We start from the raw sequence: 24,756 nt of genomic DNA on the forward strand, positions 1-24,756 counted from the left end.
TCCCTTGAAACACCAACAAAGTAATTAACGCCCGACACTTTTATAGTGATTATGGATTCCTCCGGATTCTTTAACGAAGTAGCTGAGAGATGGCAAAGGGAGTGGGAGAAGGCCAAGCTCTTTGACGCAAATCCATCAGACAAGGAGAAGTATTTCATCACGGTCGCCTTCCCATACACCAACAGCCCACTTCACATAGGTCACGGTAGGACTTACGTCACGGCAGACATAGTGGCCAGGTACCAAAGAATGAAGGGAAGGAACGTGCTGTTCCCTTTCGCCTTTCAATTTACCGGTACGCCAATCCTGTCCATAGCAGAGTCCATAAAGAGAGGAGATAAGGACATTATCTCAGACTTCATAAACCTCTACAACATTAGTGAGGAAAAGATTAAGGAATTTGAGGACCCGTACAGGTTGGCTGAGTACTTTAGGGAGGACATGAAAAGAATGGCCAAGGCGTTAGGACTGAGCGTCGATTGGAGGAGGGAGTTCACAACTGTTGACCCACGCTTTGAGCAGTTCGTGAAGTGGCAGTTTAGGAAATTGAGAGAGAAGGGATTCATTGTCACGGAGACCGACGCTGTGGGTTTTTGTCCAAACGACAACTTCCCCGTAGGGATGCATGACACTAAGGGAGACGTTGAGCCTGAAATTCAGGAGATAGACGTTGTTGAGTTTGAGGGGGAGGACCTGGTTTTTCCAACAGCGACAGCCAGACCTGAGACGGTTTTCGGAGCTACGGCAATTCTGGTAAACCCAGAGGCCAATTACGTAGTGGTCAAGGGATCTAAGTGGGTATTATCCAAGGACACCTTTGAAAAAATATCCTATCAGAGGGAACTCGTTGTGGAGAGTGAGATCAAGGGGAGCGATCTGATAGGAAAGAAGGCAAAAAACCCGATCACAGGTAAAGAGGTTAAGGTTTACGGGAGCAAGTACGTGGACTCAGGGGTGGGTACAGGGTGCGTAATGGCGGTTCCTGCCCATGAGCCTCTTCACTATCTTGGTCTGTCAGAGTTGATGAATGAGGTGGAAGTGATACCGGTCATCACAACTGAAGGTTACGGCGATTTCCCTGGGCCTGAAGCTTTGGCTACTGCAGGAACCAAGAACCCCGCTGAGCTCAAGGACTACATAGACACCCTGTATAGGGAGGAGTACTATAAAGGCGCTGTGAGAGAGGACGTTGTGGACCTAGTTCCAGACTTCATGAGGCCTTTCGTTAAGGAAAGGATAGCCGGTAAGAGGGTGCCCGAGGCTAGGAAAGCTACAGTGGAACTGCTCAGGAACATAGGGAAACACGATTCTATATTCGAGATCGCAAATGGACCTGTCTACTGTAGATGCGGAACAGAGATAGTGGTGAAGGTGTTAAGGAACCAATGGTACATAGCCTATGATAACCCGCTATGGAAGTCCTGGACAATGAAAGCCCTAGAGAGAGTCAACGTAATACCGGAGGACACCAAGAGAGACTTGGCAAAGGCTGTATTTTCAATGAGGAAGAGGGCCTGCTCCAGGAGTAGAGGGTTAGGAGTTAGATTACCTTGGGATGACTCCCAGATCGTGGACAGCCTAAGTGATTCAACGATCTACACAGCTTTCTATACAATAGCCCATCAGCTCAACGTTGAACCAGAGAAGCTCAGTGATGCCTTCTGGGATTTTGTGCTTCTGGGAAGAGGAGACCCCTCTGAAGTCCAAAAGGCTACAGGTTTAAGCCACGAGGAGCTCACTTCACTGAGGAAGGAGTTTACCTACTGGTACCCCTTGGATTCCAGACACAGTGGGAGGGACCTCATTCAGAACCACCTACCCTACCTCATATATAACCACTTGGCCATATTCGGGGAGGATTACCTCCCAAAACAGCTCGTGGTGAACGGTTTTGTAAGGGTAGGAGGCAAAAAGATGAGCAAGAGCTTCAGGAATATATACCCTCTGTACAAGGCTGTCCAAGAATATGGCGTTGATCCTGTGAGGCTGGCCCTGACCGTGTCATCCCAGCTGAAGGAAGATACGGACTTCGATCCAAAACAGGTTAAGAGCGTTACGGAACAGCTGAGAAGAATTCACGACCTGGCGGTGAACCTTACCAAGCTAAAGGATAACGAGACCCTAGGGCTCCCGGAGAAGTGGTTACTTTCAATCCTTCATTATAAGGTGGAGGAAGTTAACAACCTCATGGATTCTCTAGACCTTAGGTCGGCGTTTAACGTTATCTTATACGATGTATACGAGATAATAAGAGATTACCTCAGTATGGTAAATTCGCCAAACAAGTCAGTCTTGAGGAAGTCTGTGGAAGTGTGGTCTAGACTCATAGCCCCTGGTGCTCCACACATTGCAGAGGAGATTTGGCACATCTTCAACAACAGCTACGTTTCTACGGAGAGGTACCCATCTCCGGAGGAGTTACCAGTTGACGGTGAAGCCATGCTACAATTGGAGTATATCAGGCATGTAATTGAACAGGTTAGACAAGTCTCCTCGTTGGCGAATAAGCAACCCGAGAAGGTGATTATCTACGTCTCCAACTCCGACGAGTTGGGTATATTGAGGGCAATACTTAGAGGACTCAAGGAAAGGAAGAACTTCAGAGAGTTGAGTGCAATGACCGGGCAAAGGGAAGAATACCTTAAGACTTTAGTTGAGAGAATCCAGGCCTTACCCAAGGTAATAAGGGAATTTATAACTACATATCCTGTGGACGAGTTTAAGACAATTACAGATAACGTTAACTTCCTAATGAGAAGGTTGGACGTCGACGAGATCCAGGTCTACAGGTCCGACGATCCGAGTGCTCCAGACATTAAGGAGAAGAAGTCCACTGCCTTGCCCATGATGCCCGGTATAGTCATAATTTAGGGTGATTTTTTGGAACTTTTGGAGACTCAAGAGCTCTTTGAAAGAATAAGAAGTATGATAAATTCGTCCTCCCAAACGTTGATCTTACTTACAGATAAGATCAGCGACTTCATAGCGGAAGACCTACTGCGAAAGGCAGGGAGCGGAGTTGACGTCACTTTAATTACAGGTGACCTAAACTGGGCCAGATGGCTCGAAAATAAAGCCACTGGCTATATGAAAGATGAAGAGGAGAAGATATCCCAGGAAATCCGGGCTCTATCTGAAAGGATAGAACTTTATGGTAGGATCCCTTGGATTACATTGACGGTAATTGGGGCGATCTGGATCATCCTTTTGATAAGAGGAGTTAAGGGCGCTGAAATACTCCTGGCAATCTTGATTGGGCTCGCCGCTCTCTTTGGTATCACCTTCTTCTCGCTTAGGAAGAGAAGCAGCTGTACTCAGGAAATAACGGTTAAGTTTGAAAACAAACAGAGAATAGCTGACGAGTATAAAGGGGTAAGGGAGAGCCTGTCAAAGCATCTACACATTGACGAAATTGAATTCGAGGTGAGCTTCACGGTCATAGTGTCGGATAATGAGGCTGTGATAACCTCAACACCGCTGAGTACAGGAAAAGAGAAGGGTTACCACGTTGTGACAGACATATCTAGGGACGACGCTATGAAAATAGTAGACCACATTCAGTCTAAGCGAGCTTCGAAACAGCCTTAAGTAACTCCAGGCCCTGCTGGATCCCCCTCTCAGCCCCCTTTATTTTGTTCTTCTGGAAGAACTCGCTCACTTCTACTTCCCTGCCCACCCCTAGGAGAGGAATTACGTCTGACATTACCCTACCAAATATCCCGGTCCCACTGTAAATTTCAGCGACCTTGTTTATGTGAATCTTTATCCACTCCCACACAGCTTCTCTAACTGAGGGGAAGAAGAGAGAGTACTGTAGTGACCTTATGATATCCTGCTTCTTCATTTCCCCAGTGAAAACCATGCTTAGGACGTTGACCACAGTATGGGCTGACTTCATAGACAGTAATGCAGTGAGTATTCTGTTCTTCTCTTCGTCAAATTTGGACTCCTTGTACATCTTAAGTAAAGTGTCCAAAGCCTTAGCTCCCTGAGATACGGAGTAGGCAATTGCCACTGCTCTCTTCACGTCACCGTCAAGTTCGTTGTACTGACTAAATTTCAGCGACAGCTCCCTTGCGTAACCTTCGTCCATCTTGGCTAGGCTTGACGCTAAAGTAGAAAACGTTCTGACGCCTATAGGGTCCTCCCTTTTGGCCCACTTAGGGGTCTGAAGCCTATGAAAGTCTAGGGATATTTTTCCATACTTTTCAGGGTTTATTGAGTACAGGAATGATAGCTGATCCGATAACTCCAGGACGACAAGGTGATTGTCCGAGTTCATGAGGTGCCTCACAACCTTTTCGTAGTCGCTATAGTCTACTTTACCGGCTATCAGGAAGGCGAAGTAGTCGTTGGCAAGTCCCCATTCCTCCTCTAGATTTAGGTCACTGGATAAAACTGGGTTTAGGTCCTTATATAGGACCCTGTAAAATCCGGCCTTGTCCAGGTTTACCTTGAGCGACTTCAGGTCCTCAGCCTCAAGCTCAATCCTCTCGCTCTCCAGGAGAAGCTCTTGCCTCTTACCGTTGATCTCGAACGTTAAGGGAATAGGATAAGTCATGTCCCTTACGTTCAAAATACCGAATCGTTCTTGCCTGAAGGAGATCCTAGAACCCCTCGCCTCCACTTCGACCATTGGATACCCCTCGTTAAGAACCCAGTACGACATTATCTTGGACACTGGTTTTCCTGACGCCTCCTCTAAGCTCAACCAAAGGTCGTTCCCCTCAGCGTTGGAGAAGCTGAACTTAGTCAAATAGTTATGGATCCCACTCCTGAAGTTCTCCTTTCCTATGTAGGACTCTATCATTCTCAGGATTGAAGCCCCCTTTCCGTAACTAATGTCATCGAAAATCTGCTCTATCTCCTCTGTTGTGTTTACCTTGACCTGAATTGGGTGGGTTGTGGGAATGGAGTCCTTCAGTAAGGCACCTCCAGTCTCGTCCATCAGGAACTCCCCCCACATATACCAGTCCGGGTAAAGGGAATCAATTATTTTGTAACTCATAAAGGTCGCGAAGCTCTCATTTAACCAAAGGTCGTTCCACCACTTCATGGTAACCAAGTCCCCAAACCACTGGTGGGCGAGTTCATGGGCTACGACCTCTGCTACCCTCCTAATGTTTGAGAAGCCTGACTTCTCATCCGCCAGTAAAGCCGTCTCCCTAAATGTGATAGCTCCCCAGTTCTCCATAGCTCCGAAAGCGAACTCTGGGACTGCTATCAGGTGGACCTTGGGTAATATGTACTTTATTCCGAAGTAATCTTCATAGGCAGCAATGAACTTCTTGGCCATCTCCCCAGGTACCTTTCCTTTGGAGATCTTCCCGGGTACGGTGGCCACAATGATTTCTGGAGTGTTGTTGATTTTCAGCTCTTCGAAGTTTCCGATACCGAGATAGAGAAGGTAAGTTGACATTGGTGGAGTTTCCTTGAAGATGTAGGTTACCTTATCTCCTTTCTCTTCCACCCTCTCTACGTCCATGTTGGATATTACCTGAAGTTCCCTTTCAACTGTTACAGATAACTTAAACTTAGCCTTATAGGAAGGATGGTCCACGCAAGGTATGAACTCTCTGGCGTGGCTTGATTCAAACTGCGTAGAAATGACATATGACCCGTTGTAAGGTGCTCTATAGATCCCTACTAGGGAATCCTTGACTTTCCCCCTAAAGTCCACCTCCAGGTTACCACGATAGCTTCCAGTGTTAACCTTTACCTTGTTATTAGCTACCTCATACCTTACTTTTTTCCCGTCCAATGTCACATTGTCAATTTTAAGGTCAACAGCGTCCAGCTCTAGATCCTGGTCGGTTTCAATATTTATAATTTCATGCCCCTGATATGTTAACTCCTTAAAGTTGAAGTCCAAAAATATATCATAGTAGTTTATCTTCATGTTATCAGCGACATGAACCAGGCATAAAAAGATTATTGTAAATTTTGTCAAGGTTACCTAAACGATAGGATCAACGCTTCATCGAATACGCCACATAAAACCTTAAGGGGATGTGTATCGGCTATTTGCCTTAGTTGCGGAGGAAAGTTAGCTTGGACACAGATCTAAGGGGCTTTACCAGCGCCAAACTGCATGGATAGGTCGGTAATGTAAATCAATCTGACTTCCTCCCCGCAATGACGGGGGTTCCCCTCATCGGCTCGGGGCTATATCTCTCATGTGGGGGTAGTCGAGAGGGAAGAGGACTCCTATACAAGTTCATGACTGAGATGACGTCGCGGTGGTCCTCATAACCACACGGACAGCGGAAGTACCTATGGGCTACTTCCTCCACCTCTTTACCGCATTTAGGACATGAAGTAGAGGAGTAGTGTGGGTCAACGTAGACTACCTCAAGTCCGTGTTTTTTAGTTTGCCGCTCAACCCAGTACTGAAGCCTACGGTAATGCATGAGGTAGAGTTTATCCCTGAGCTTAGATGGTAGGTCCTTCACCTAGATGAGGTTGTTTAAGTCCTCTAAGAAGGAGGATGAGGCGTTAAGCGAGTTGGTGACCTTTACGACCCACTCCCCGACCTTCCTTGCTGAGTCCTCTAATACGTCTCTAGCCTTCTTGTGGTACGACCTTATCCTGCTAAGGATCCTCTCGTTCTCCTTCCACCTCTTCTCGTACTTCTTCTGTAATGACTCAGCTAGTGACTTGTAGTGGTGGGCGTCCTCCAAACGTGTTGGTATCCTAAAGCACTTTTCGTCGTCCTTACCTACAACTACCTCAGCCATGTTCACGTCTACGGCGAGACCTTCCTTAACTTCTGGTTCCTTCCATCCCTTGAGGAATGAGACCTTCAGAAATACCTTTCCATCCCTCAGCAACAGCCTAGCCTCCCTCACTTCCCAGTCCTTGTACCCAGAAAAGTTCCTTGGATAACCTAGTATTAGTAACACACCGACTCTTGCTATCCTCACGATCATCTTGTTGGAGTCGACGGAGTATGACTGTACTGGGGTTAGTCATATAAAGACGTTGCGGACACTAGGCCTACCGCGTTTAGGGTTGTTTAACATGACTTGTACTCTGCTATGGCGTCTCTATATCAGTCTACAGCTAACTTGGAGGGTAGATTGAACTTTTGCCTTAGTGTCTCATAAGTACCCTTGTGTGTATTTTAACAGTCTGAAACAAGGCTGAGCAGGGGGCGATGGGGAAACCCTCATCGAAACCGTAGCTCCTATTTCTTTCCCACTCTTTTTACCCCCTCTACCCATAAATGGACGAATGAAAAAGGGGTTAAAATCTTTCACAACTCCACCCTAAAGGGCGAAGCTTCCTCTACCTTTTGTGAATTCTTAAGTTAAAATTCTCCAAAGGAAGACTCCTCTTGAAACGGTATCATCTGAGCTTCTGTACTTATGCTTATACTTTGAGTCAACTTCCCACAAGCGGAGACTAAGGTCACAGGAATCGGACAAGGATTGGAAAGCCTTTGTCTCTTCCCTCCGAAGTCTCATTGAATATTGGAAGAGTACTAGGTGTGGTAACCATCCTGGAGTATCAAGTCCCAATAAGGCGTGGAGTATTACGTCTTATTTGGTATTGCCAAAGAGTTTTTATAAACTGTTGAAGCTAGGTTTACAATGAAAACATTTCAAGTAGCGTTAATAGCTGTAATCCTCGTTATCGTCGTTGCATCAGTCCTTGTAATCCATTACAGATCTGGGAGTGGATCAAGTTTAACCTTAACCCAGTCCTCCGCTGGACCATACTTTCCGACCGAAGTGCAGGTTCAGTCCACTCAACCTGGCTGGAAAATAGTGTCGCTAGGAGAAGTGGTCTCTCCTTCCCTAGTGAGCGGATTATATCCCAACGCTGACTCGGTTTACCAAGAGTTTCTGGAACAGAACAATAATAACAATTCAGTAATATCCATCACTGTAGTTCACTACTCTGGGACTCCGAACGGAAATCAGACTATTCCCCACGCAGTGTTGGGTCACTATCTGATCTTGGTCAATTCGACAGGTAACGTATCCTCGCAGGTCCTCACTAACTTGCTTAGCCTGGAGAAGTCCGTCCTCTCATCTGGCAATGGTATTGAGATTACTATTCCTTCTTTCATGTACCCGAACTCTTCAACCTTACCTGTTGTCGAGTACGTTCAAACTAATATTACCTCGCCTCAGGGAAACTTCACCCAGTACTCCGAGTATCTATTGAATTCTAGCACACTTGGAGGAGAATCTGTGGGGATAAACGTCCTTAAGGGGGATAACTCTACCGTCTTGTATAATTATCTGTACTCTACTGCATCCAAACTCGCGGTTAATGGAAGTCTTGGCGGGATCAAGTACTTCAACATCTCAGTTAACGGTACGTTTGGGCAAGTTTACTACAACGTAGGATTAAACGGGAAGTACGTCGTATTAATCCAGTCCCAACCATCACCCTACTTCCAGGCTTTCCAATATATCATAGAAAAAGTCTAGGTAATGCGGGATTACAATTCACTTTTTTTGCAGAGTCCTCTAAGACGTCTCTAGCCTTCTTGTGGAAGTGTTTCACTTACTTGAAGACTCAGGTCAAATGTAGTTAGACACTGAGGCAATAATCTCCTTTATCCTCGTGATCTCTGCGCTTAGCTCAGGATCGATGCCCTGACCTTTCTCTTTTATAAGTTTTAGGCCCTCCATTATTCCCATCTCAGTTAAGACCTTGTCCAAACATTTTGTTCTCTCAGCCGCCAGTATTAGGATCTCCAGTTCCTTCTCTATAAGGAAATTGTCCATCTTTCCAGACAGTCCTAGAGCCTTCAAAGAGTCAGATCTAGTTACAGTCTTAGCCCAAGGGGTAGTTCTCTTCATCTCCAACATAGTCTCGCTCTCATAGGCCATGTCGTTGAGGGCGTCAGTGAGGTCTCTCTTGGAATCTTCCTCTCTTTTTCTGACAAGGTCGCTGATAAATGGAAAGAAGTCTTGGGTTATCTTGATGTCTTCCTTTTCTGGATAGCTGTGGATCGAAGAGTTCAAGGAATCTTCCTTTATTATTTTGAACACATTCTCTACTTCTTCCCTCACCATTTGGACCTGTAGAGGTTTATTGAGAATCACTGATGAAGCCCCCAAAATGGAGACTACGTCCAGGGTCACTAGAAGGTTAACAGCCTCGTTATAATGCCTTTGGCTCAATAGTGGGAAGTGCTTCTTAGCCCTCAAGTACTGCTGAGGCCAGTCCGCGATCTTATACATTATTGGGGTCCTAGCGTAGTATATACTCATGTAATAACCGCCGTTAAGTCTCCTGTATACTGAAATGGACTTCTCCCTGTCTATCCCTGCCTTTATAGCTAACTCTATAAAATCCAAATTACCGTCTTATGAAAAAAGAGATGGTCCAGTTTAAAAAGAGTGTCTTACCTCTTGTCGACGTATCCCTTCTCCACAAGAAGTTCTGCAGTCAGGATACCGCCTCCAGCTGCACCCCTGACTGTATTGTGAATTAGGGATACGAACCTTATGGTTCTGGAGTTGACCTGCTTGAGCCTACCTACAACAATACTCATCCCTGGAGGATTGCCTGCCCACCTATCGAAGTACACCTGTGGCCTGGCGTCCTGAGTGGTAATTATGATGGGCTTGTCTGGCGCAGTGGGCAACTTAAGAGCCTGAGGTTCTCCCTTGAACTCATCCATGGCGTCCATTACCTTATGAACGTCAGTGTCCTCCTTGAAGCTGACGTAGGCTACCTCATAGTGACCGTGAATTGTACCTATCCTATGGGTTGTAGCGTCCAAGGTCAGCTCGCTTACCTTCGGATCTTCAACGTTCCTCTTGACCTCGCTAAGGATTCTTGTAATTTCCTTAACGGTCTTGGCGTCATATCCATCACCTAAGGGTAGAGCGTTGTCCACTATGTCTAGAGAGGCTATCCCAGGGTACCCTGCACCAGAGAGCGACTGCATGGTGGTTATCATTACCCCGCTCATCTTGAAATTCTGGTAGATAGGCGTCAATGGTATCGCAGCGCCCTGAGCTGTGCACAGGGGAGTGGTTACAATGAATCCCTTCCAGTCCCTCTTTTTCCTCTGCTCATCTATGAGGGTCACGGTATGTGGGTTCACCTCAGGGATTATCATGGGAACGTCCATGTCAAACCTATGGTCTGGGGAGTTGCTTACAACATGAAATCCGAGCTTCGCGAACTGCTCCTCCACAGGTCCCGCAGCGCCCTGCGGTAGAGGGGAGAACACAATGTCTACGTCGTCCATCATCTTCGGTTCAGTCGGTTTCACCTCCTGATTGGCAATATCCTTGGGTATATTACCTGTCGTCTGCCACCTTACTATCTCCCCGTAAGGTTTACCCACAGACCCCTTACCCGCAAGGTAGGCCGGTTTAATGTAAGGGTGGTCAGCTAACATTCTTACATATTCTATTCCCACCAAACCGGTGGCTCCCAATATGGCCGCCTTTAAGGTTCTCCTCATAAGTATCAATACCATATATGCAATAGTAGAATATAAACTTACTTTAACCGTATAAGCTCTACACTTTAAGCTCCTATAGAAATAAAAAATGCTTCCACAAATCCGCTCACAGTGAGGGTTACAGCCACTAGTCCCACAACTATGGCGTAATTGTAAACCTCTTTCCTCCAGTTTCCGTTTAGGATTGCCTTTGTCATGTAATAACTCTCAGTCATCATGGCTGTGTATGACACGAATTCCATCCAAAAGAAAGGTAGGAACGCCTCTACCGTTGGAAGAGAGATCCCTGGCACTCCTTCAAAGGATCCTATGGACGCAAATGCGTACCCAGTGTCGCCCAAAATGAAAAGTCCAGCCGGAATCCCAAGGAACGGGAGCGACATGAAGAGAGAAAGAAAGAAGTTATGCCCAGCTATGGAAGTCCCCATCCCCACGAGGCCCTCAGAAGGCGATACCGTAGAGTTGAGGGAGTTCACTATCTGTTGCCCCACCTGGGGTGATGAGGGCAGTGAGGCTATTACGAAAAGCAACGTAATATTTACAATAAGAATAATGAAGTAGAGCTTTATTCTGCCTATGTCCATATCATACTCTTAATTCCTAAACAAAAAAGGATTTCCCAAAGGACAAAACTTCAATCTTCACAGCTACTCCCTTCACCTCCTTTGCAAACCAGAGGGAAAAAGGATCCTCTCCAGGTTCCCATAAAAAGGGCTTTTGTGCTCAGGAATCTCCACTTTAGAGAAGTTACACTAGAACTGCCCCTCTTGAGGACGAAGTAACAAGCTTGGAATACTGGGAAAGCAAACCGCTTTTATACCTTGGCTCTGGAGGGGTCCAAGCCTTTGCCCTAGCCTTCATCTCTTCCTCCTCGACTAGTACGTCTATTCTACCTTTTTCCCCGTCAATAACAATTGTATCTCCGTCCTTGATAAGGGCTATGGGTCCACCCGCAGCGGCCTCCGGTGCGACATGACCTACCATGAGGCCCCTGGTCGCTCCAGAGAACCTACCGTCCGTAACTAAGGCCACTTTCTCTCCAAGTCCCTGACCTACTATGGCGCTTGTCACAGCCAACATTTCCCTCATTCCCGGCCCTCCCTTAGGTCCCTCATACCTTATGACCACTACGTCTCCCTCCTTTATCTTCCTCTCTATGACGCTCTTAAAGGCCTCCTCTTCAGAGTTGAATACGACTGCCGTACCCTTGTGGTACTTTATCTTTGATGCCGATATCTTCACCACAGCACCCTCCGGAGCCAATGAGCCCTTTAGGATCCTGATCCCTCCAGCTGGGGTGAACGGATTAGACAATTCCCTTACTACGTGGTCATGCTTGACATCAGGGAACTTCATCTCAGAGATGTTTTGCGCCATTGTCTTACCGGTCACTGTCATTACTTCTCCATGGATCAAGCCGGCGTTGAGGAGTTTCCTAAGTATTACTGGAGTACCGCCGACCTTGTATAGGTCTGCCATAACGTAGTCTCCACCAGGTTTCATATTAACTATCTCAGGTACCTTCCTGCTGATCCTATCGAAGTCGTCAAGGGACAAGGAAACACCAGCCTCATGGGCAATGGCTAGAAGGTGTAGGACAGCGTTGGTTGATCCACCTGATGCCATCAGGACAGCTATACCGTTTTCAAAGGCCTCAAAGGTTAAAACGTCCCTAGGCTTCAGTCCTAACTCCAAGACCTTCATCAATGCCTTTCCAGTCTCCTTGGCGAACTTTACCCTATCAGAGCTCACGGCGGGCGGTGCGGAGCTGCCTGGTAAGGCTATACCCAGAGCCTCGGATAGCATCGCCATGGTGTTGGCTGTATAAAGTCCACCGCAAGCCCCAGGTCCGGGCACCGCTTCGTCCTCCATTAGTCTCAAATCATCAGCGGTAATCTTGCCTGCAGAGAAGGATCCTACTGCCTCGTACACGTCCCCGATAGCGATCTCCTTCCCTCTGAAGCTCCCAGGGAGAGTTGTTCCCCCGTACATGTAAACTGAGGGTATGTTGAGCCTGGCCATTGACATCATGAGCCCTGGCTGAGTTTTGTCACATCCCCCCAGAGCAACGAAACCGTCATAACCGTGAGCGTTAACTGTTAGCTCCACCGTGTTAGCTATAACCTCCCTGCTCACAAGGGAGTACTTCATTCCTTCGCTTCCCATGGCTATACCGTCTATCACAACAGGTGTCGTGAAGGTTCTGGGAGTTCCTCCAGCTTCCCTGATCCCTTCCTTTACTACCTGGGACATGCCTAGGAGGTGGATGTTGCACGGCCCTGCCTCATTCCAGGCTACGGCTACACCTACCAAAGGTTTTGAAATATCCTCGTCGGTTAGTCCCATTGCCTTCAAAAAAGCCCTATTAGGTGCCTTCTCGTAACCTCCGTAAGTCTTGTTTGACCTAGATTTTAAAGACATATGAGGGAGATGGTGTTAAAGTAATTTAACTTATTGCTGTTTGTTGTGTTTCTATCATTATTGATATAGTCATAGCAAACCCATTATTGAGGTATGACAAAGCTCACATCCTCCAGTCATAAAGGGCAAGTCTAGTCGTTTTGTCACGCATCTACCCTGGCTCCCTCTTTCACTAGGGGAGCGAAGTGACTCATCAGCTTCCTTACCTTAGGGCTTATTATAACCCTACAGTAGGGATAATACCTATTCCTATCGTAAAAGTTATGGTGGTACTCCTCTGCCTCGTAGAAAGCCTTGAATGGGACCACCTCGGTTACGATGGGATCCCTGAACTTTCTGCTCTGGGTTAGCTCCTGTATTACCTCTTCCGCTATTTTCCTCTGCTCCTCATTATGATAGAGAATTATGGATCTGTACTGGCTCCCAACGTCGTTTCCCTGCCTGTTCGGTGTTGTGGGGTCATGAATCTCGAAAAATACCTCCAATAATGTCCTGTAGGATATCACGGCAGGATCATAAGTTATTTGAACAACCTCTGCGTGACCTGTATTATCCGAGCACACCTCCTCGTACGTGGGGTTTGGAACCCAGCCACCTGAGTACCCTGGAACTACCTTAATGACTCCCTTTAGCCTGGAAAACACAGCCTCAGTGCACCAGAAACATCCACCCCCAAGGGTAGCGACCTCGTACATTTCAGTAACTATAAAAGGTTACGTATTTAAGGATATAGAAAAAAGATCAAATCAATTTTACGGACTCAGAGGATCAGACTTTAAAGGTGTACTTCCTATAAACTCCTTTCTCAAGTAACAGCTCTAAGGTGTGTTCTCCCCCCTTATATGGACCCTTGAGCTCAATCATTAGTCTCTTCTCCTTATCTCCAATTACTTCATCCCTAAAGTCCATGACAGGTTCTCTGTCTACATTTATGGCAATAAGTTTCAAACCATACATGTCTCGTTCCATCGGGATAATTAATTTCATTAGTGACATCCTTGTTCCGGATAACTAATTAAAGGAGACATCTCCATGTTATACGATGGATCTGTACTACCTCCTATTGATATTCGCCATTTCCTTCATCTCAAACGCGACACCGTTCTTCGGAGCACCATACACCTTAATCGCGACAACATTTCTCCTGAAATTTGGAGTTTCGATAGTAAACTTCGTTGAAGTGGTATTAGTCTCAGGCATTGGCGCTTCCACGGCCAAGTCTGTAATGTATGGGGTGGGCTTTGGAGTTGGCTCGAGGCTAAAACACAACAAGAACGTCATGTATTTCCACAGAGTAGCTAAAGGGAGGTCCTTCTATCTCATTCTGTTCGTGACGTCCATAATTCCGTTCCTACCCTTAGACGATGTTGTGTTCCTCATGGGAGGGGCAGGTAAAACTTCCCTGTTCAAGATGCTGGAGGTCGCCGTGATCTCTAAAATACTGAAAAGCATACTTGAGATCGGCATCGAGGTAGAGGGAATAGTCCAGATAAGCAAGGTTATAAACGTAAGCCCTGTGAATATCGGCATAATATCATCCGTAGTGTTCCTCGTTCTTGGAGTGTTTATTTTTAAGATAGACTGGGAGAGCCTCCACCAAAGAGTAGAAAGATACTTAAAATCTCGCACCTCTGGTGTATCATGAAAGTTTTCTCCGGGAAGAAGTTCGAAGTACACGTGGACAAAGTGGGTCTCCCAAACGGGAAAGAGAGGGAATTGGAGTACGTGAAACATAGGGGCTCCGCAGTGATCATACCCATACTTGAGGACAAGTTAATTCTCATACGCCAATACAGACCAGTAATAGGAAAATGGATATATGAGCTACCAGCAGGATCGGTGGAAGAAGAGGAAGACCCGTTATCGACGGCTAAGAGAGAGCTCGTGGAGGAGACTGGGTACGAGGCAGAGGATCTAAGGGAGATCTTGAGGTTCTACCCATCTCCAGGGATAACAACTGAACTAATGCACCTATATTTGGCTCATGGTCTGAAGTACGTTGGGGCAAAGCCTGAGGAATATGAGGTAATTCAAGTAATACCCTTGAAGTTCACAGAGGTCAAGAATCTCCTTGACAAGGGGGAAATAGAGGATGGAAAGACCTTAATTGCCATCTATTATCTCATGAATAAAGGAATTCTGGATCCATGAGCTCTCCAGTGATGAGAGGTTCCTCCTTAGTTATCCATTTCCTGGCCTTAGCTTCCCTAAGGCTCTCCACAACCTCTATCCACTCTGGTAGTGAGGACATCTCATAGATCACTACGAACTCGTAATCAGCAACCCCAAAGGAGTAGGTTGTGTAGGACTTTATCCCATTATTGGCTGGATGCTCCTTCGCCATCTTTATATGTTCCGCCATTATTTCCTCCCTCTCCTTGAAGGGTAACAGGTACCAGCTCACGTCCTTTTTCATTGGGTATGCCACAAAATACTTCATTGGGGGCGACTTAAGGACGCTCCTGGGGTCGAAGCTACCCTTAACGTAGGGGGAAGGCCTAAACACTGAGAGCAGTAAAACGTCCTCCTCAGCGTAGCCCGATAATGAGGAGAGTAGGGAGGACCTAAATTTAACTAGAGGGGTTGTATGGTCACTAGATAACCAGTAAACCAGGGAGGAGGGTCTGTTCAGGGACGCGTATCTCTTCAACGATATTACATCCTTTTCGGTGTCTTTTTCCACCTCCTTGGCCATCCCGATGATCCTAGACCTCTGCCCCTTGCTTAGAGCCCACCAGCTAGGCAAGAATTTTATCGACAACACTTGCATAAAGACTTCATTTGTCACCCTTCATCAACTCCGAAGTAATATCAGAGTATATAATTAAAGCTTCCTTCAGGCTCATCAAGTAACCTATGAAGTAACCTGACACTGACTTTTTCACGAGCTCGTCAAGGATTTCCGCTCCGTCGTTGGTCGGTCCATTGGCTATCCTAGACGTCACCTGCTCAAACTCCTCCTTACTCTTGGTTACTATGACGAAACCAACTGGTATAACCCTTATCCCCAAGTAGACCTCGCCTGACCCATATTCAGGTCTGTAGTTTCGCAGTTCCTCTACGTAAGGGTCTTCTAGAACCTCCTTCAAGTCGTAGGATAAACCTCTCTTCTTCAGGGATCTGGTAACCCTGTTCGTTAACCTGTTCAACTCTTCTGGAAGTAAATTCAACGGGATGGCGTGACTGCTCATAACGATCTCCACTCCCTCATCCTTTCCTAATTTCTCGACATATAGAAGAGCCCTCAAGGTCCTCACGAGCTTACCCTTGTTCTTGACCAACAGTCTCCTACTGGAGACTTCCTTGACCGAGGAGGACGGGAAGAAGCCTAGAAAGTACTTGAAGATTACCCCTACGTAATACCGCGAGCCATCCTCCAACGTAATTTCCTTGGGTGAAGGAAATCCGACCTCCGAGTCACCGTAAACCACAGCAACGTCCTCAGAGGAGACCATGTCCTTAACGTAAGTTTCAAAGTCGTCTACGCTCTCCCTTCTCTCCTCCACCAGTTGACCCAACTCGTTGTATACCTTAATGAGGGGCACTCCAGAGGAAGAATCCATGAATATTTGAAAGAGGGGGAAAGTGTCCTCTTTCCTTATTGCGGTGGCAGCGTAAACTGAGGCTGAAAACTTGACGATTCCAAGTATAACTTTTGTCTCAAAATCCCCAGATAAGGCAGCGTGTTTAGAGGCAGCTAAGGCCAACCTCTCGAGGTCGTACCAAGCCTCGCTTAGGATTAAGTCGTCCACCTCTTCCCTGCTCTCCTCCCCATACCTGAAGACAATTGCCTTGGCGTTCAACTCCTCAGCAACCTCCTCTATGACCTCCTTTATTAGGGAACCGATCTGGGGTATGGGAGGTATGATGTAGTGGTCTTCCTTCTCCAAGGTTTTATGGACGTGAATGCCATTATCTTGTAATGATATGGTCAGTATGTCTCTCTCTGACCCTGAGCTATCCACTAGGGAGCAAGTAACTTTAGGGACTCTCGAATCTGAAATCACTTGCAAAATACTCAATTTCCCTACCTTGATCCAGTATAATCTAGTTTCATAAGTACAAAAACCTTTCCACAAGCTTTCGGTCCAAGGGATGTCGAGCTAGTTAAACTTAGCTCCGCCGCACTTACCTTAAGTTGAGGGAGATAGGATAAGCGTCATCTCAGGATCCACTATTTCGAAGTTTTTCCATGAATAACCCGAGAACACTCCCAAGACCTCAAATCCAGCCTTTTTGACCATGTTAACCATTTCATGGAGGCTGTAGAACCTCTGACTGTACTCGATGGATCCAACTTCGTTCCCCTTACCGTCCACGTATTTTCTAATCACCTGGACTCTAGAAGTCATAGGATCAAATCTAGAGTTATCAATTACCATATATGGTGGGATGTAGGCATACTTGACATCCGGAAGATTGAAGAGAACGTAATCCCTGTTATCAAGATTTATAACTGCGACTCCTTTTGTGACTTGTCTCAGGGAGGATAAGATCTGAAGGTCCTCCTCTTCGCTGTAGTATCCTAGGCTATTAAAGAGGTTGAGAACGACGTCAAACTTCTGACCCCCGACTATATCTCCCAGCTTCCTCATATCCCCCTTCAGGAAGCTGACGTCAGGGACGTTCTTCCTAGCCAAGGAGATCATCCTGTCCGAGATATCCACTCCAAGGACGTTAAAGCCCTCCTTGGATAGGAAATAGCTTACCCTTCCAACGCCGCACGGAACGTCTAATACGCTCCTTCCTAGGTTGAACCTTTTGATCAGCTCCTTTACCCACTCAGACCACTTCTGACCCTCGTCCCAGACCTTAGTCATTTCGCTAATGTAAAAATCAGACTCGAAAACCTTCAGAGTTGCTTCCTCACCTGCTGCGGACATAGACCATCTTGATGTCCCTAAGAATAAATGTCTATATGAAATTCTGACCACACAGTATTGAGAGAATTCCACTGAGGTCTGAAGCGTTACTCGTCTTTAAGGTACTCAGTACAGCAGGGAATGGGGTCTCCGGGATGACCTTCTTTATTCTTGATTTTATCATGTGAAACATACCATGACGTCACCGTAAAGTTTATTAAAAGACCCTACCGACTCCCCCTTTAAGGGGTAAATTCAACGAGAGACTCAAGAAACTTGTGCAACTTACCATAGTCGCAATTAAGTTTTAAAAACCATTTTATTCTATGACTAACCCATGACCTACGTAGGTTCAAGAGTGAGACGGATTGAGGATGAAAGACTTATCTCCGGAAAAGGACAGTACATTGATGATATTGAACTTCCTGGAACCCTCTACCTTGCAATATTAAGGAGTCAAGTTGCCCACGCCAAGTTGAGGAGAGTTGACCTATCGGACGTCTTGAAAATTCAAGGAGTAGTGGACGCCTTTTCCGGTCTCAACATCAAGGTGGAGAACAGGCCTAGGAATTTCCCCATGGCATCAGATGAGATCCTTTACGAGGGACAACCAATCGCGGCAGTAGTTGCCACGGATAGGTACCTTGCCTACGACGCACTCGAGAGCGTTCAGTTGGAATATGAGGAACTGCCTGCAGTGACAGATCCGGTGAGTGCGATCGAGGAGAAGATTAGCGCAGTGGAAAACCAAAAAAACCTGGTATATTCAAGGACTTATTCCTCAGGTAACGCAGAAGAAGCCATTGAGAAATCAGATAAGGTGGTGGAGCTCGACCTAGAGATTTCCAGGGTATATCCAGCAGCAATGGAGACAAGAGGTCTGCTCGTAGTTTATTCGCCCAACTCCTTGACAGTGTATGCTCCAACGCAGTCCCCCCATTTCATGAGGAGATACCTCCTTCAAGCCTTTTCCGACCAAATCCAGGACATAAGGGTAGTCCAACCTGACGTGGGCGGGGCTTTTGGATCCAAACTTTTCCCATACCCTGAGGACTACATCACGGTACATGCGTCCTTGAGGCTAAGAAGACCGATCAAGTGGATATCAACTAGGAGCGAGGATATGAGGTCCACTTACCACGCTAGAGGACAGGTACACAAAGTTAAGGCTGGAGCTAAGAAGGACGGAACGTTGATGGGAATTATGGACGATCTCTTCATCGATCTTGGAGCTGCCAGTCATGGTACCTACTTGGCGGACATAGCGGCAACCATGCTACCAGGTCCGTACTCTGTCAGAGATGTAAAGGTCATGGTCTACGGAGTGTACACCAATAAGACCCCACTGGACCAGTACAGAGGGGCTGGAAGACCGGAGGCGTCGTTTGTAATAGAGAGGATTATGGACTCGCTGGCTGACGAGCTTGGGATGGACCCTGTGGAACTTAGGAAAAAGAACTTGATCAGGGAGGTTCCCTACAAGAACCCGTTCGGTCTTCTATATGACTCCGGAAATTACCTCAGCCTACTTGAGAGGGCGGAGAAGGTCTATAGGGAAATGGTAGCTAAGGCTGAGGAGCTAAGAAGCGCTGGAAGACAGGTGGGAGTGGGCTTCGATTTTTACCTAGAGCAGAACAACTTCGGTCCATGGGAAAGCGCATCAGTCAGAGTAAGAGGCGACGGTAAGGTCACAGTGATCATCGGTGCGGCTCCCCACGGCCAGGGGACAGCTACAGGCGTGGCCCAAATAGTGGCTGAGGAATTGGGCGTTGACATGAGGGACGTCGAGGTCAGATGGGGTGACACTTCCATGATAGGTGAGGGTTATGGGACCTACGGGAGCAGGAGTCTTACCCTTGCAGGAAATGCCGCCCTCCTGGCGTCAAGGAAAGTTAAGGAGAAGGCCCTGAAGCTAGCCTCACAGTTTCTGAGAAGCGACGTTCAGGAATTGAGGTATGAGCAGGGAAAGGTAACCAATCTGAAGACAGGGAAGTTCATGACCTTGAAGGAGATAGCCTCCAAGTCTATGTCCAGCCTAGGGGGAATTTGGAGATACAGGGAGGAACCAGGACTGGAAGGTACAGCCTACTTCGGACTTGATAACTACACCTATCCCTACGGGAGCCACGTCGTAATGGTAGAGATAGTGGATGGAAAGCCCAGGGTGTTGGACTACTATGCAATTGACGATATAGGTCTAGTAGTAAACCCGCTCCTGGCTGAAGGACAGGTTAGGGGAGGTATAATTCAAGGGTTTGGTGAGACGATCTTAGAGGAAGTGTCTTACACTCAGTTCGGTAACTTACTCACAGGCAACTTCTCCGATTACGCTATTCCCACAGCAGTTGAGGCCTTTAGCATGAGGTGGGACTACCTAGAGGAGGGAAAGTCCAACGCTCCTCTCCCCGCAAAGGGTATAGGAGAAGGTGCTACTATCGGGACTCCCCCTGCACTCATAAGGGCAGCAGAGAAGGCAGTGAGCAAAAAACTACATAGACTCCCGATTAGACCTGAGAGTCTTTTACCTTAAAGTACTTGAGAATGTTCTCTCTATGGATCAACTTGCAAACGTCTTTTTTGACGTAAACGACTCCGCTACCTCTTCTCAGTACTCTACCAATAACTCTCGGCTCAAGGCCCTCTCTGCTCAGCGACTGAGCAACGTCATCTATCACTTTCCTCGAAGCGAAAATAACTATGGCTCCGTTGGTCCCTGCAGTGGAGTTAGGAATGATGAAGTTCTCTGTGGCAAACTCGCTTATCTCCTTATCAATGACCGGAACGTCGTAGAGCTCCACATCCGCAGAAGCCTTCTCAGCAAATTCCTTCACTACGAATATCCCCGGTCCTGTAACGTCAGTTGTCATTGCTACGTGAGATTGAGGGTCGAACTGTTTGCCGAACTCAGGAAGGTGGTGGTAAATCGTCTTAGCCGTAGCGAAGTTGGGCTTAGTCATGTAGTCCAAGGCCCTCTTCTTGGCCTCCTCGACCCTCTGAAGGGTTATACCCCTCTCCTCCATGGTCTCCAGAAGCTCTGGGACCGTAAGTAACCACATGTGTACGTTTATCGGGGTAAGCTCACCTACGGGTCTGGTCACAAGGATCTCCATAGTTTCGTCGACCTTATCGTAATACGTGGGGAGTTCGTGGTCGGACTTACCTATAACTGTGGCACCTATCAGGAGGGTCTTGGTGTCTGGCTGAACCTCGGGAATTAGCTCCACGTTGTACCTCTTCCCGAAGCTTTCGAAGTTCTTGAGTAACCTCTCCTTTAACTCTGGGTCGGGGGCGTCTGCCACAGGAATCATTTTTAAATCGCTGAAGGCTCCCTTGGTGAACAGGTCGTTGAGGGAGTTTGATACCCCTACGTCAACCTGCATTTGGGACCCCGGGTCATCTAGAGGATCCACTATCTGAATGGTATCGTTGTTGGCCAGGGTGTAGGACTTCAAAGGTTCTCCATCGAGTTTAAATAGGTCTAGAACAGCCACCTCAGCCTTAGGGTTTGTGGTCACAATTGAGTGACCCTTGCCCACTACCAGCCTCCTTTTGGTCTTCACTGAGGTATACATCCTAAGTAGAAAGTTAGCGAACTTCTCCGGATTTCCCGCAGTTTCCTGATTTACCTGTATTAGGCTCACTGCCCTATCAGCGTCGAATTCCCCTCCGTTTATCACTCGTTTAACCTCGATGCGGTTTCTGGTCACGAAGATGTCAGCGTCCTCCCTTGGCATTACGTCTATGTTGTTCTCGAGAAGTTTTTCCCTCAGTTTCTCCAACGCAGGGTAGACTGTATCTATTAGGTCGACCTTGACAGCGCATCCTGTTGCAAGAGAGAGAGGATTAAGACCCATTTTCTTGTACTTTGAAAGGTTTTCTCTGAATCTCTCAAATAAGTCAGCCAATCTTAACCATCTACTTAACACATTGATTTTCAGTTTTAAAAAGTTGCCTTTAATATGAATTCTTCATATAAAAACATTTAATATAATTTCATATATTGTTCAGAGAATAGGTATTAGATCTCTTTTGAAAGTAAATATTTAAACCACTCTTTACGATAAGAACATATGCAGATAATAGAGCAGTACTCCACACCTTTCTACAAAAATATAGTAGATCTCCCTCCATCTATGGTTAGAAAACTGTGGAAAGGAAATAAGATCATGATTTTAGACATAAGGACTCCGCAAGAGTATATTGAACACCACATACCAGGATCCGTCCTAATACCAATGGATTATCTGGAAGTCCTCTCAGAGTACTTCAGCGACAAGGAAGTTGCTGTGGTTTGCGAACACGGCAATAGGGCCCGATACGCTACTTACGGGATGCCTCATCTATACAAGAAAAGGTCAATCTACATGATAGGAGGAATGGTGGGTTGGATGTCGATGGGGTACGAAGTGGAAAGCGGGATGGACGAAAATGGGACAAAATGGGAACAATGGCTTGATGAAAAATTGAAGTAATACCCCCAGATAAGTGCGCTAAATTTTTCCAATACGATACATTTTGGCAAAAGTTCGGAGTTTATTTGAAAAATCCCATAAAAATATTTGGGTTTTATAATTGACGAATGCGTTCCTCTTTAGAGCTGGGGAAAGTCAGACTCATCACCCTGCCTCATCCTATAACTTAACGCATCGTCCTTTAACCGTGACCCTCGACTTAGTACTTCTCTTCAACGTTCCAGTTGTAAGATTGGTGAGGGAAGTATGATGGGAGGATAGGTCAGTTTCTACCATAAACCGCTACGTAAGGTTCATCATGTCAGAGAGGAGTTTGGGTTTCATCGGGTCTCATGCTTGATATCAACCCTCAACCCTTGTCACGGGGGTCGAGCGGGTCTTCCTTTATCCTCCTCCGCCCCATTAGTGGGTAACCCCAACCCACCTAGATGGGATACCACCTAAGTGGGAAACCCTCACATCTCAAGTTATCTTACTCCCTTTCGGGACACATACCCACATCTGGGGTAAGACCTTTTCTGTCGTGTAAGATATCAATATGGAGTTACATAAACTTAATTCTCCCACTGAAACTGCTTATCACGGCTTTTCCTCCTATTTCGCTTAGACCGTAAACTTGATTAAGGAATCAAAAAGAAGGGAAAAGGGGTTTACTGAAAGTTGCCTAAAATTCCCGTGAAGGTAGTCACTTGGGAGGACATTGTAGTCTTAGCTGAAAAGTTAAGCGAGATAATAAAGAACAGCTACTCTCCGGACGTTATAATTGCTGTCGCTAGAGGAGGTTTGGTTCCTGCCAGATTGTTAGCAGACTCTCTTGGTGTAGTTGACGTCCTCTCTCTTAAGGTCGAACACTGGATTACGACAGCAAACCACACAACCGAGGCGAGGATAAAGTATCCTTATAAGGTAGACCTAAACGACAAGAAGGTTCTAATAATTGACGACATAACGGACACGGGAGACAGTCTAATATTGACCAGCAGTTACGTTAAAGAGAACTTCTCTCCATACTCAATGAAAACTGCTACGTTACAACACATAAAGACGTCCTCTAAATTTGTCCCGGACTATTACGCGCAGGAGATCACGGAATGGGCTTGGTTCATGTATCCCTGGAATTATTGGGAGGACGAGATCAACCTGGTTAGGAAAATAATCGATGAGAAAAAATCAAAGGACCTTGAAGTACTAAAGGAGCGTTTTAGGGAAGACTACGGGGTGGATCCGCCCGTCCCGCTGGTGAAGATTCTAGAGGAGATGAGGAGAAGAAAAATCTTTTAATAACTAGACTTTGTACCTCAACTTCCCTATCATTCCATTGAAGGTCTTCCTAACCCACTCAGCCTCTGGGATCTCATCCCCAACAAGGTAAACTGTGGTACCGTATTTTTCAGCCTCCTGCATCAGCTTCTCGTTCTCAGGGTTCCCGTCATCAAATATGATAAGTCTATCCACAGCTCCCATTTGTAAAGCCTTCAGGATTTCCTCCTTTCCATAAATGACCAAACCGTCGTCCTTAGCTAGGTGGAACTTCAGTTCCTCTATTAGGTCCTCCACCTCTATGTACTTCTGATTCTTTAGTTGGTCCTTGGATTTCATCACCATCTCCCTGAGCCCAGCCTCCCCTTGGTAACCTATATCCACGAGGGGAAGCATTATCAACTTCTTCAGCCTATAGTCTATGTAATCTGAATCATAGAAGTCCTTCTTGGCATAGCCTGGACCGCCCAGCAGTATACCCTTCAGTTTACCCCCTTCCAGATACGGAAGGAGATAGTTGTTTACCTTCTCTCCAAAGGACTTGAGAAAGTCGTGATAGAGCTCTTCTATTATTCTATCAATTCTTCTTTGGCTCTGTCCTCCCATCATATGCTTCCCTGGGACGTAACCCTCCATCTCTTCAAGTACCTCAATTCTAGAGCCCCTCAGTACCCCAATGGTTCCTTGGTCTCTCTCCACAATAAGCAAACCGTAGATCTCAGAGACTTCGACCATGTCCTCCAGGAACTCCGTGTGGAACTGTTTATCAGTCCTGTAAAAGTATACGTTGACCTTCTCCGGTGGAGTGAACATGTAACACCTGAAGTCTCCGTTGTCGAAGTTCTCCCCACAAAAGAGAACTAGACCGTTCTCTGGAACCTTGTTAAGCGTAACTAGTCTGTCTATGGCTGATGTTATGGCTGACTCCACCGCGTCCCTAGTCCTCTTCAACTTAATGTTTTGGGATATGGAAGCCTCCTGTCTCAGCATGTTGACGACGTCTGACACCGGCCTGTTGGGAGGTATGTAGAGCGAAAGTAGGACAGTCGCAGGAGCACTCCACTTTTTTAGCTCCCTGAGAAGGACTTTCAACTCTTGTCTACTTAAGAGGTACTTGTCAAAGACTCATCCCTGATCAATACTACTTTCCTTCCGCTACATATATAAAACTGACTTCAACGCGGTTAGTCAAACAAAACCACGTTAATTGAGGTAGCGGATTAGGGAATGGTAGCTCCTTAAGTCCTTGTTGACCATGAGGAGACGTTCAGCTTATCTGAATTCGTTGATTAGGTGTCATGTT

At 46.5% G+C, this 24,756-nt stretch carries 22 protein-coding genes; 8 read left to right on the top strand and 14 right to left on the bottom strand.

The features are described from left to right. Positions 1 to 51: 51 nt before the first annotated feature. Positions 52 to 2,871, top strand: coding sequence for a leucine--tRNA ligase (gene leuS, locus GWK48_RS08270; RefSeq protein WP_174631291.1), 2,820 nt, complete (start codon positions 52 to 54; stop codon positions 2,869 to 2,871). 9 nt (positions 2,872 to 2,880) lie between these two features. Beyond that, positions 2,881 to 3,588 (top strand): hypothetical protein, encoded by a 708-nt coding sequence (locus tag GWK48_RS08275; RefSeq protein WP_174631293.1) that lies wholly within the window; start codon positions 2,881 to 2,883, stop codon positions 3,586 to 3,588. On the opposite strand, the gene GWK48_RS08280 is transcribed toward GWK48_RS08275, so the two are convergent. From GWK48_RS08280 to GWK48_RS08290, 3 genes are all read right to left on the bottom strand, one after another. Beyond that, positions 3,563 to 5,899, bottom strand: a complete 2,337-nt coding sequence (locus GWK48_RS08280; RefSeq protein ID WP_174631295.1) for a M1 family metallopeptidase — start codon at positions 5,897 to 5,899, stop codon at positions 3,563 to 3,565. The genes GWK48_RS08275 and GWK48_RS08280 overlap by 26 nt on opposite strands. Before the next feature lie 214 nt (positions 5,900 to 6,113). Continuing rightward, complete coding sequence (locus GWK48_RS08285) at positions 6,114 to 6,452, bottom strand: zinc ribbon domain-containing protein (RefSeq protein WP_217451746.1); 339 nt, start codon at positions 6,450 to 6,452, stop codon at positions 6,114 to 6,116. Next, the gene (locus GWK48_RS08290) at positions 6,453 to 6,923 is read right to left on the bottom strand and encodes a hypothetical protein (RefSeq protein ID WP_174631297.1); all 471 of its coding nucleotides are present in this window, start codon (positions 6,921 to 6,923) and stop codon (positions 6,453 to 6,455) included. A 669-nt stretch (positions 6,924 to 7,592) separates the two neighbouring features. On the opposite strand from GWK48_RS08290, the gene GWK48_RS08295 reads away from it, so the two are divergent. Then, on the top strand, positions 7,593 to 8,441 hold the full coding sequence (locus GWK48_RS08295; RefSeq protein WP_174631299.1) for a hypothetical protein: 849 nt from the start codon (positions 7,593 to 7,595) through the stop codon (positions 8,439 to 8,441). 93 nt (positions 8,442 to 8,534) lie between these two features. Here the strand turns inward: GWK48_RS08295 and GWK48_RS08300 are convergent, their stop codons facing one another. The 6 genes from GWK48_RS08300 to GWK48_RS08325 form a co-directional block, all read right to left on the bottom strand. Next, positions 8,535 to 9,317: a hypothetical protein gene (locus GWK48_RS08300; protein WP_174631301.1), complete on the bottom strand. Its 783-nt coding sequence runs from the start codon at positions 9,315 to 9,317 to the stop codon at positions 8,535 to 8,537. 47 nt (positions 9,318 to 9,364) lie between these two features. After that, a complete protein-coding gene (asd, locus tag GWK48_RS08305) occupies positions 9,365 to 10,438 on the bottom strand; it encodes an aspartate-semialdehyde dehydrogenase (protein WP_174631302.1) in 1,074 nt (357 codons plus the stop codon). A 65-nt stretch (positions 10,439 to 10,503) separates the two neighbouring features. Continuing rightward, a complete protein-coding gene (locus tag GWK48_RS08310; protein ID WP_174631304.1) occupies positions 10,504 to 11,022 on the bottom strand; it encodes a hypothetical protein in 519 nt (172 codons plus the stop codon). Between the two features lie 163 nt (positions 11,023 to 11,185). Next, positions 11,186 to 12,859: a dihydroxy-acid dehydratase gene (ilvD, locus tag GWK48_RS08315; RefSeq protein WP_174631306.1), complete on the bottom strand. Its 1,674-nt coding sequence runs from the start codon at positions 12,857 to 12,859 to the stop codon at positions 11,186 to 11,188. A gap of 143 nt (positions 12,860 to 13,002) precedes the next feature. Continuing rightward, positions 13,003 to 13,554, bottom strand: a complete 552-nt coding sequence (msrA, locus tag GWK48_RS08320; RefSeq protein WP_174631308.1) for a peptide-methionine (S)-S-oxide reductase MsrA — start codon at positions 13,552 to 13,554, stop codon at positions 13,003 to 13,005. Between the two features lie 73 nt (positions 13,555 to 13,627). Continuing rightward, positions 13,628 to 13,846, bottom strand: a complete 219-nt coding sequence (locus GWK48_RS08325; protein ID WP_174631310.1) for a hypothetical protein — start codon at positions 13,844 to 13,846, stop codon at positions 13,628 to 13,630. A 55-nt stretch (positions 13,847 to 13,901) separates the two neighbouring features. Here GWK48_RS08325 and GWK48_RS08330 point away from each other — a divergent pair, with 55 nt between their 5' ends. Both GWK48_RS08330 and GWK48_RS08335 read left to right on the top strand, forming a co-directional pair. Next, a complete protein-coding gene (locus tag GWK48_RS08330) occupies positions 13,902 to 14,504 on the top strand; it encodes a hypothetical protein (protein ID WP_174631312.1) in 603 nt (200 codons plus the stop codon). Further along, on the top strand, positions 14,501 to 15,010 hold the full coding sequence (locus GWK48_RS08335; RefSeq protein ID WP_174631314.1) for an NUDIX hydrolase: 510 nt from the start codon (positions 14,501 to 14,503) through the stop codon (positions 15,008 to 15,010). The genes GWK48_RS08330 and GWK48_RS08335 overlap by 4 nt, the downstream gene beginning before the upstream one ends. Here the strand turns inward: GWK48_RS08335 and GWK48_RS08340 are convergent. The 3 genes from GWK48_RS08340 to GWK48_RS08350 all read right to left on the bottom strand — a co-directional run bounded on the left by GWK48_RS08340 (position 14,982) and on the right by GWK48_RS08350 (position 17,742). After that, the gene (locus GWK48_RS08340) at positions 14,982 to 15,629 is read right to left on the bottom strand and encodes a chlorite dismutase family protein (protein ID WP_425487502.1); all 648 of its coding nucleotides are present in this window, start codon (positions 15,627 to 15,629) and stop codon (positions 14,982 to 14,984) included. The genes GWK48_RS08335 and GWK48_RS08340 overlap by 29 nt on opposite strands. A 7-nt stretch (positions 15,630 to 15,636) precedes the next feature. Further along, positions 15,637 to 16,881, bottom strand: coding sequence for a hypothetical protein (locus GWK48_RS08345; protein WP_246263783.1), 1,245 nt, complete (start codon positions 16,879 to 16,881; stop codon positions 15,637 to 15,639). Between the two features lie 111 nt (positions 16,882 to 16,992). Further along, entirely contained in the window at positions 16,993 to 17,742 is a 750-nt protein-coding gene (locus GWK48_RS08350) for a class I SAM-dependent methyltransferase (protein ID WP_174631317.1), read from the bottom strand. A gap of 316 nt (positions 17,743 to 18,058) precedes the next feature. On the opposite strand from GWK48_RS08350, the gene cutA reads away from it, so the two are divergent. After that, on the top strand, positions 18,059 to 20,251 hold the full coding sequence (gene cutA / locus GWK48_RS08355) for a glyceraldehyde dehydrogenase subunit alpha (RefSeq protein ID WP_174631319.1): 2,193 nt from the start codon (positions 18,059 to 18,061) through the stop codon (positions 20,249 to 20,251). Here the strand turns inward: cutA and GWK48_RS08360 are convergent. Further along, a complete protein-coding gene (locus tag GWK48_RS08360) occupies positions 20,226 to 21,575 on the bottom strand; it encodes a SelD-related putative sulfur metabolism protein (protein WP_246263941.1) in 1,350 nt (449 codons plus the stop codon). The two genes, cutA and GWK48_RS08360, sit on opposite strands and share 26 nt — an antisense overlap. A gap of 216 nt (positions 21,576 to 21,791) precedes the next feature. Here GWK48_RS08360 and GWK48_RS08365 point away from each other — a divergent pair, with 216 nt between their 5' ends. Both GWK48_RS08365 and GWK48_RS08370 read left to right on the top strand, forming a co-directional pair. Further along, complete coding sequence (locus tag GWK48_RS08365; RefSeq protein ID WP_174631323.1) at positions 21,792 to 22,193, top strand: rhodanese-like domain-containing protein; 402 nt, start codon at positions 21,792 to 21,794, stop codon at positions 22,191 to 22,193. A gap of 660 nt (positions 22,194 to 22,853) precedes the next feature. After that, positions 22,854 to 23,474, top strand: coding sequence for a phosphoribosyltransferase (locus tag GWK48_RS08370; RefSeq protein WP_174631325.1), 621 nt, complete (start codon positions 22,854 to 22,856; stop codon positions 23,472 to 23,474). Positions 23,475 to 23,477: 3 nt separating this feature from the next. Here the strand turns inward: GWK48_RS08370 and prf1 are convergent, their stop codons facing one another. Continuing rightward, positions 23,478 to 24,545 (bottom strand): peptide chain release factor aRF-1, encoded by a 1,068-nt coding sequence (gene prf1 / locus GWK48_RS08375; RefSeq protein WP_174631327.1) that lies wholly within the window; start codon positions 24,543 to 24,545, stop codon positions 23,478 to 23,480. Positions 24,546 to 24,756: the final 211 nt, after the last annotated feature.

Source organism: Metallosphaera tengchongensis, from assembly GCF_013343295.1.
Lineage (GTDB): Archaea > Thermoproteota > Thermoprotei_A > Sulfolobales > Sulfolobaceae > Metallosphaera > Metallosphaera tengchongensis.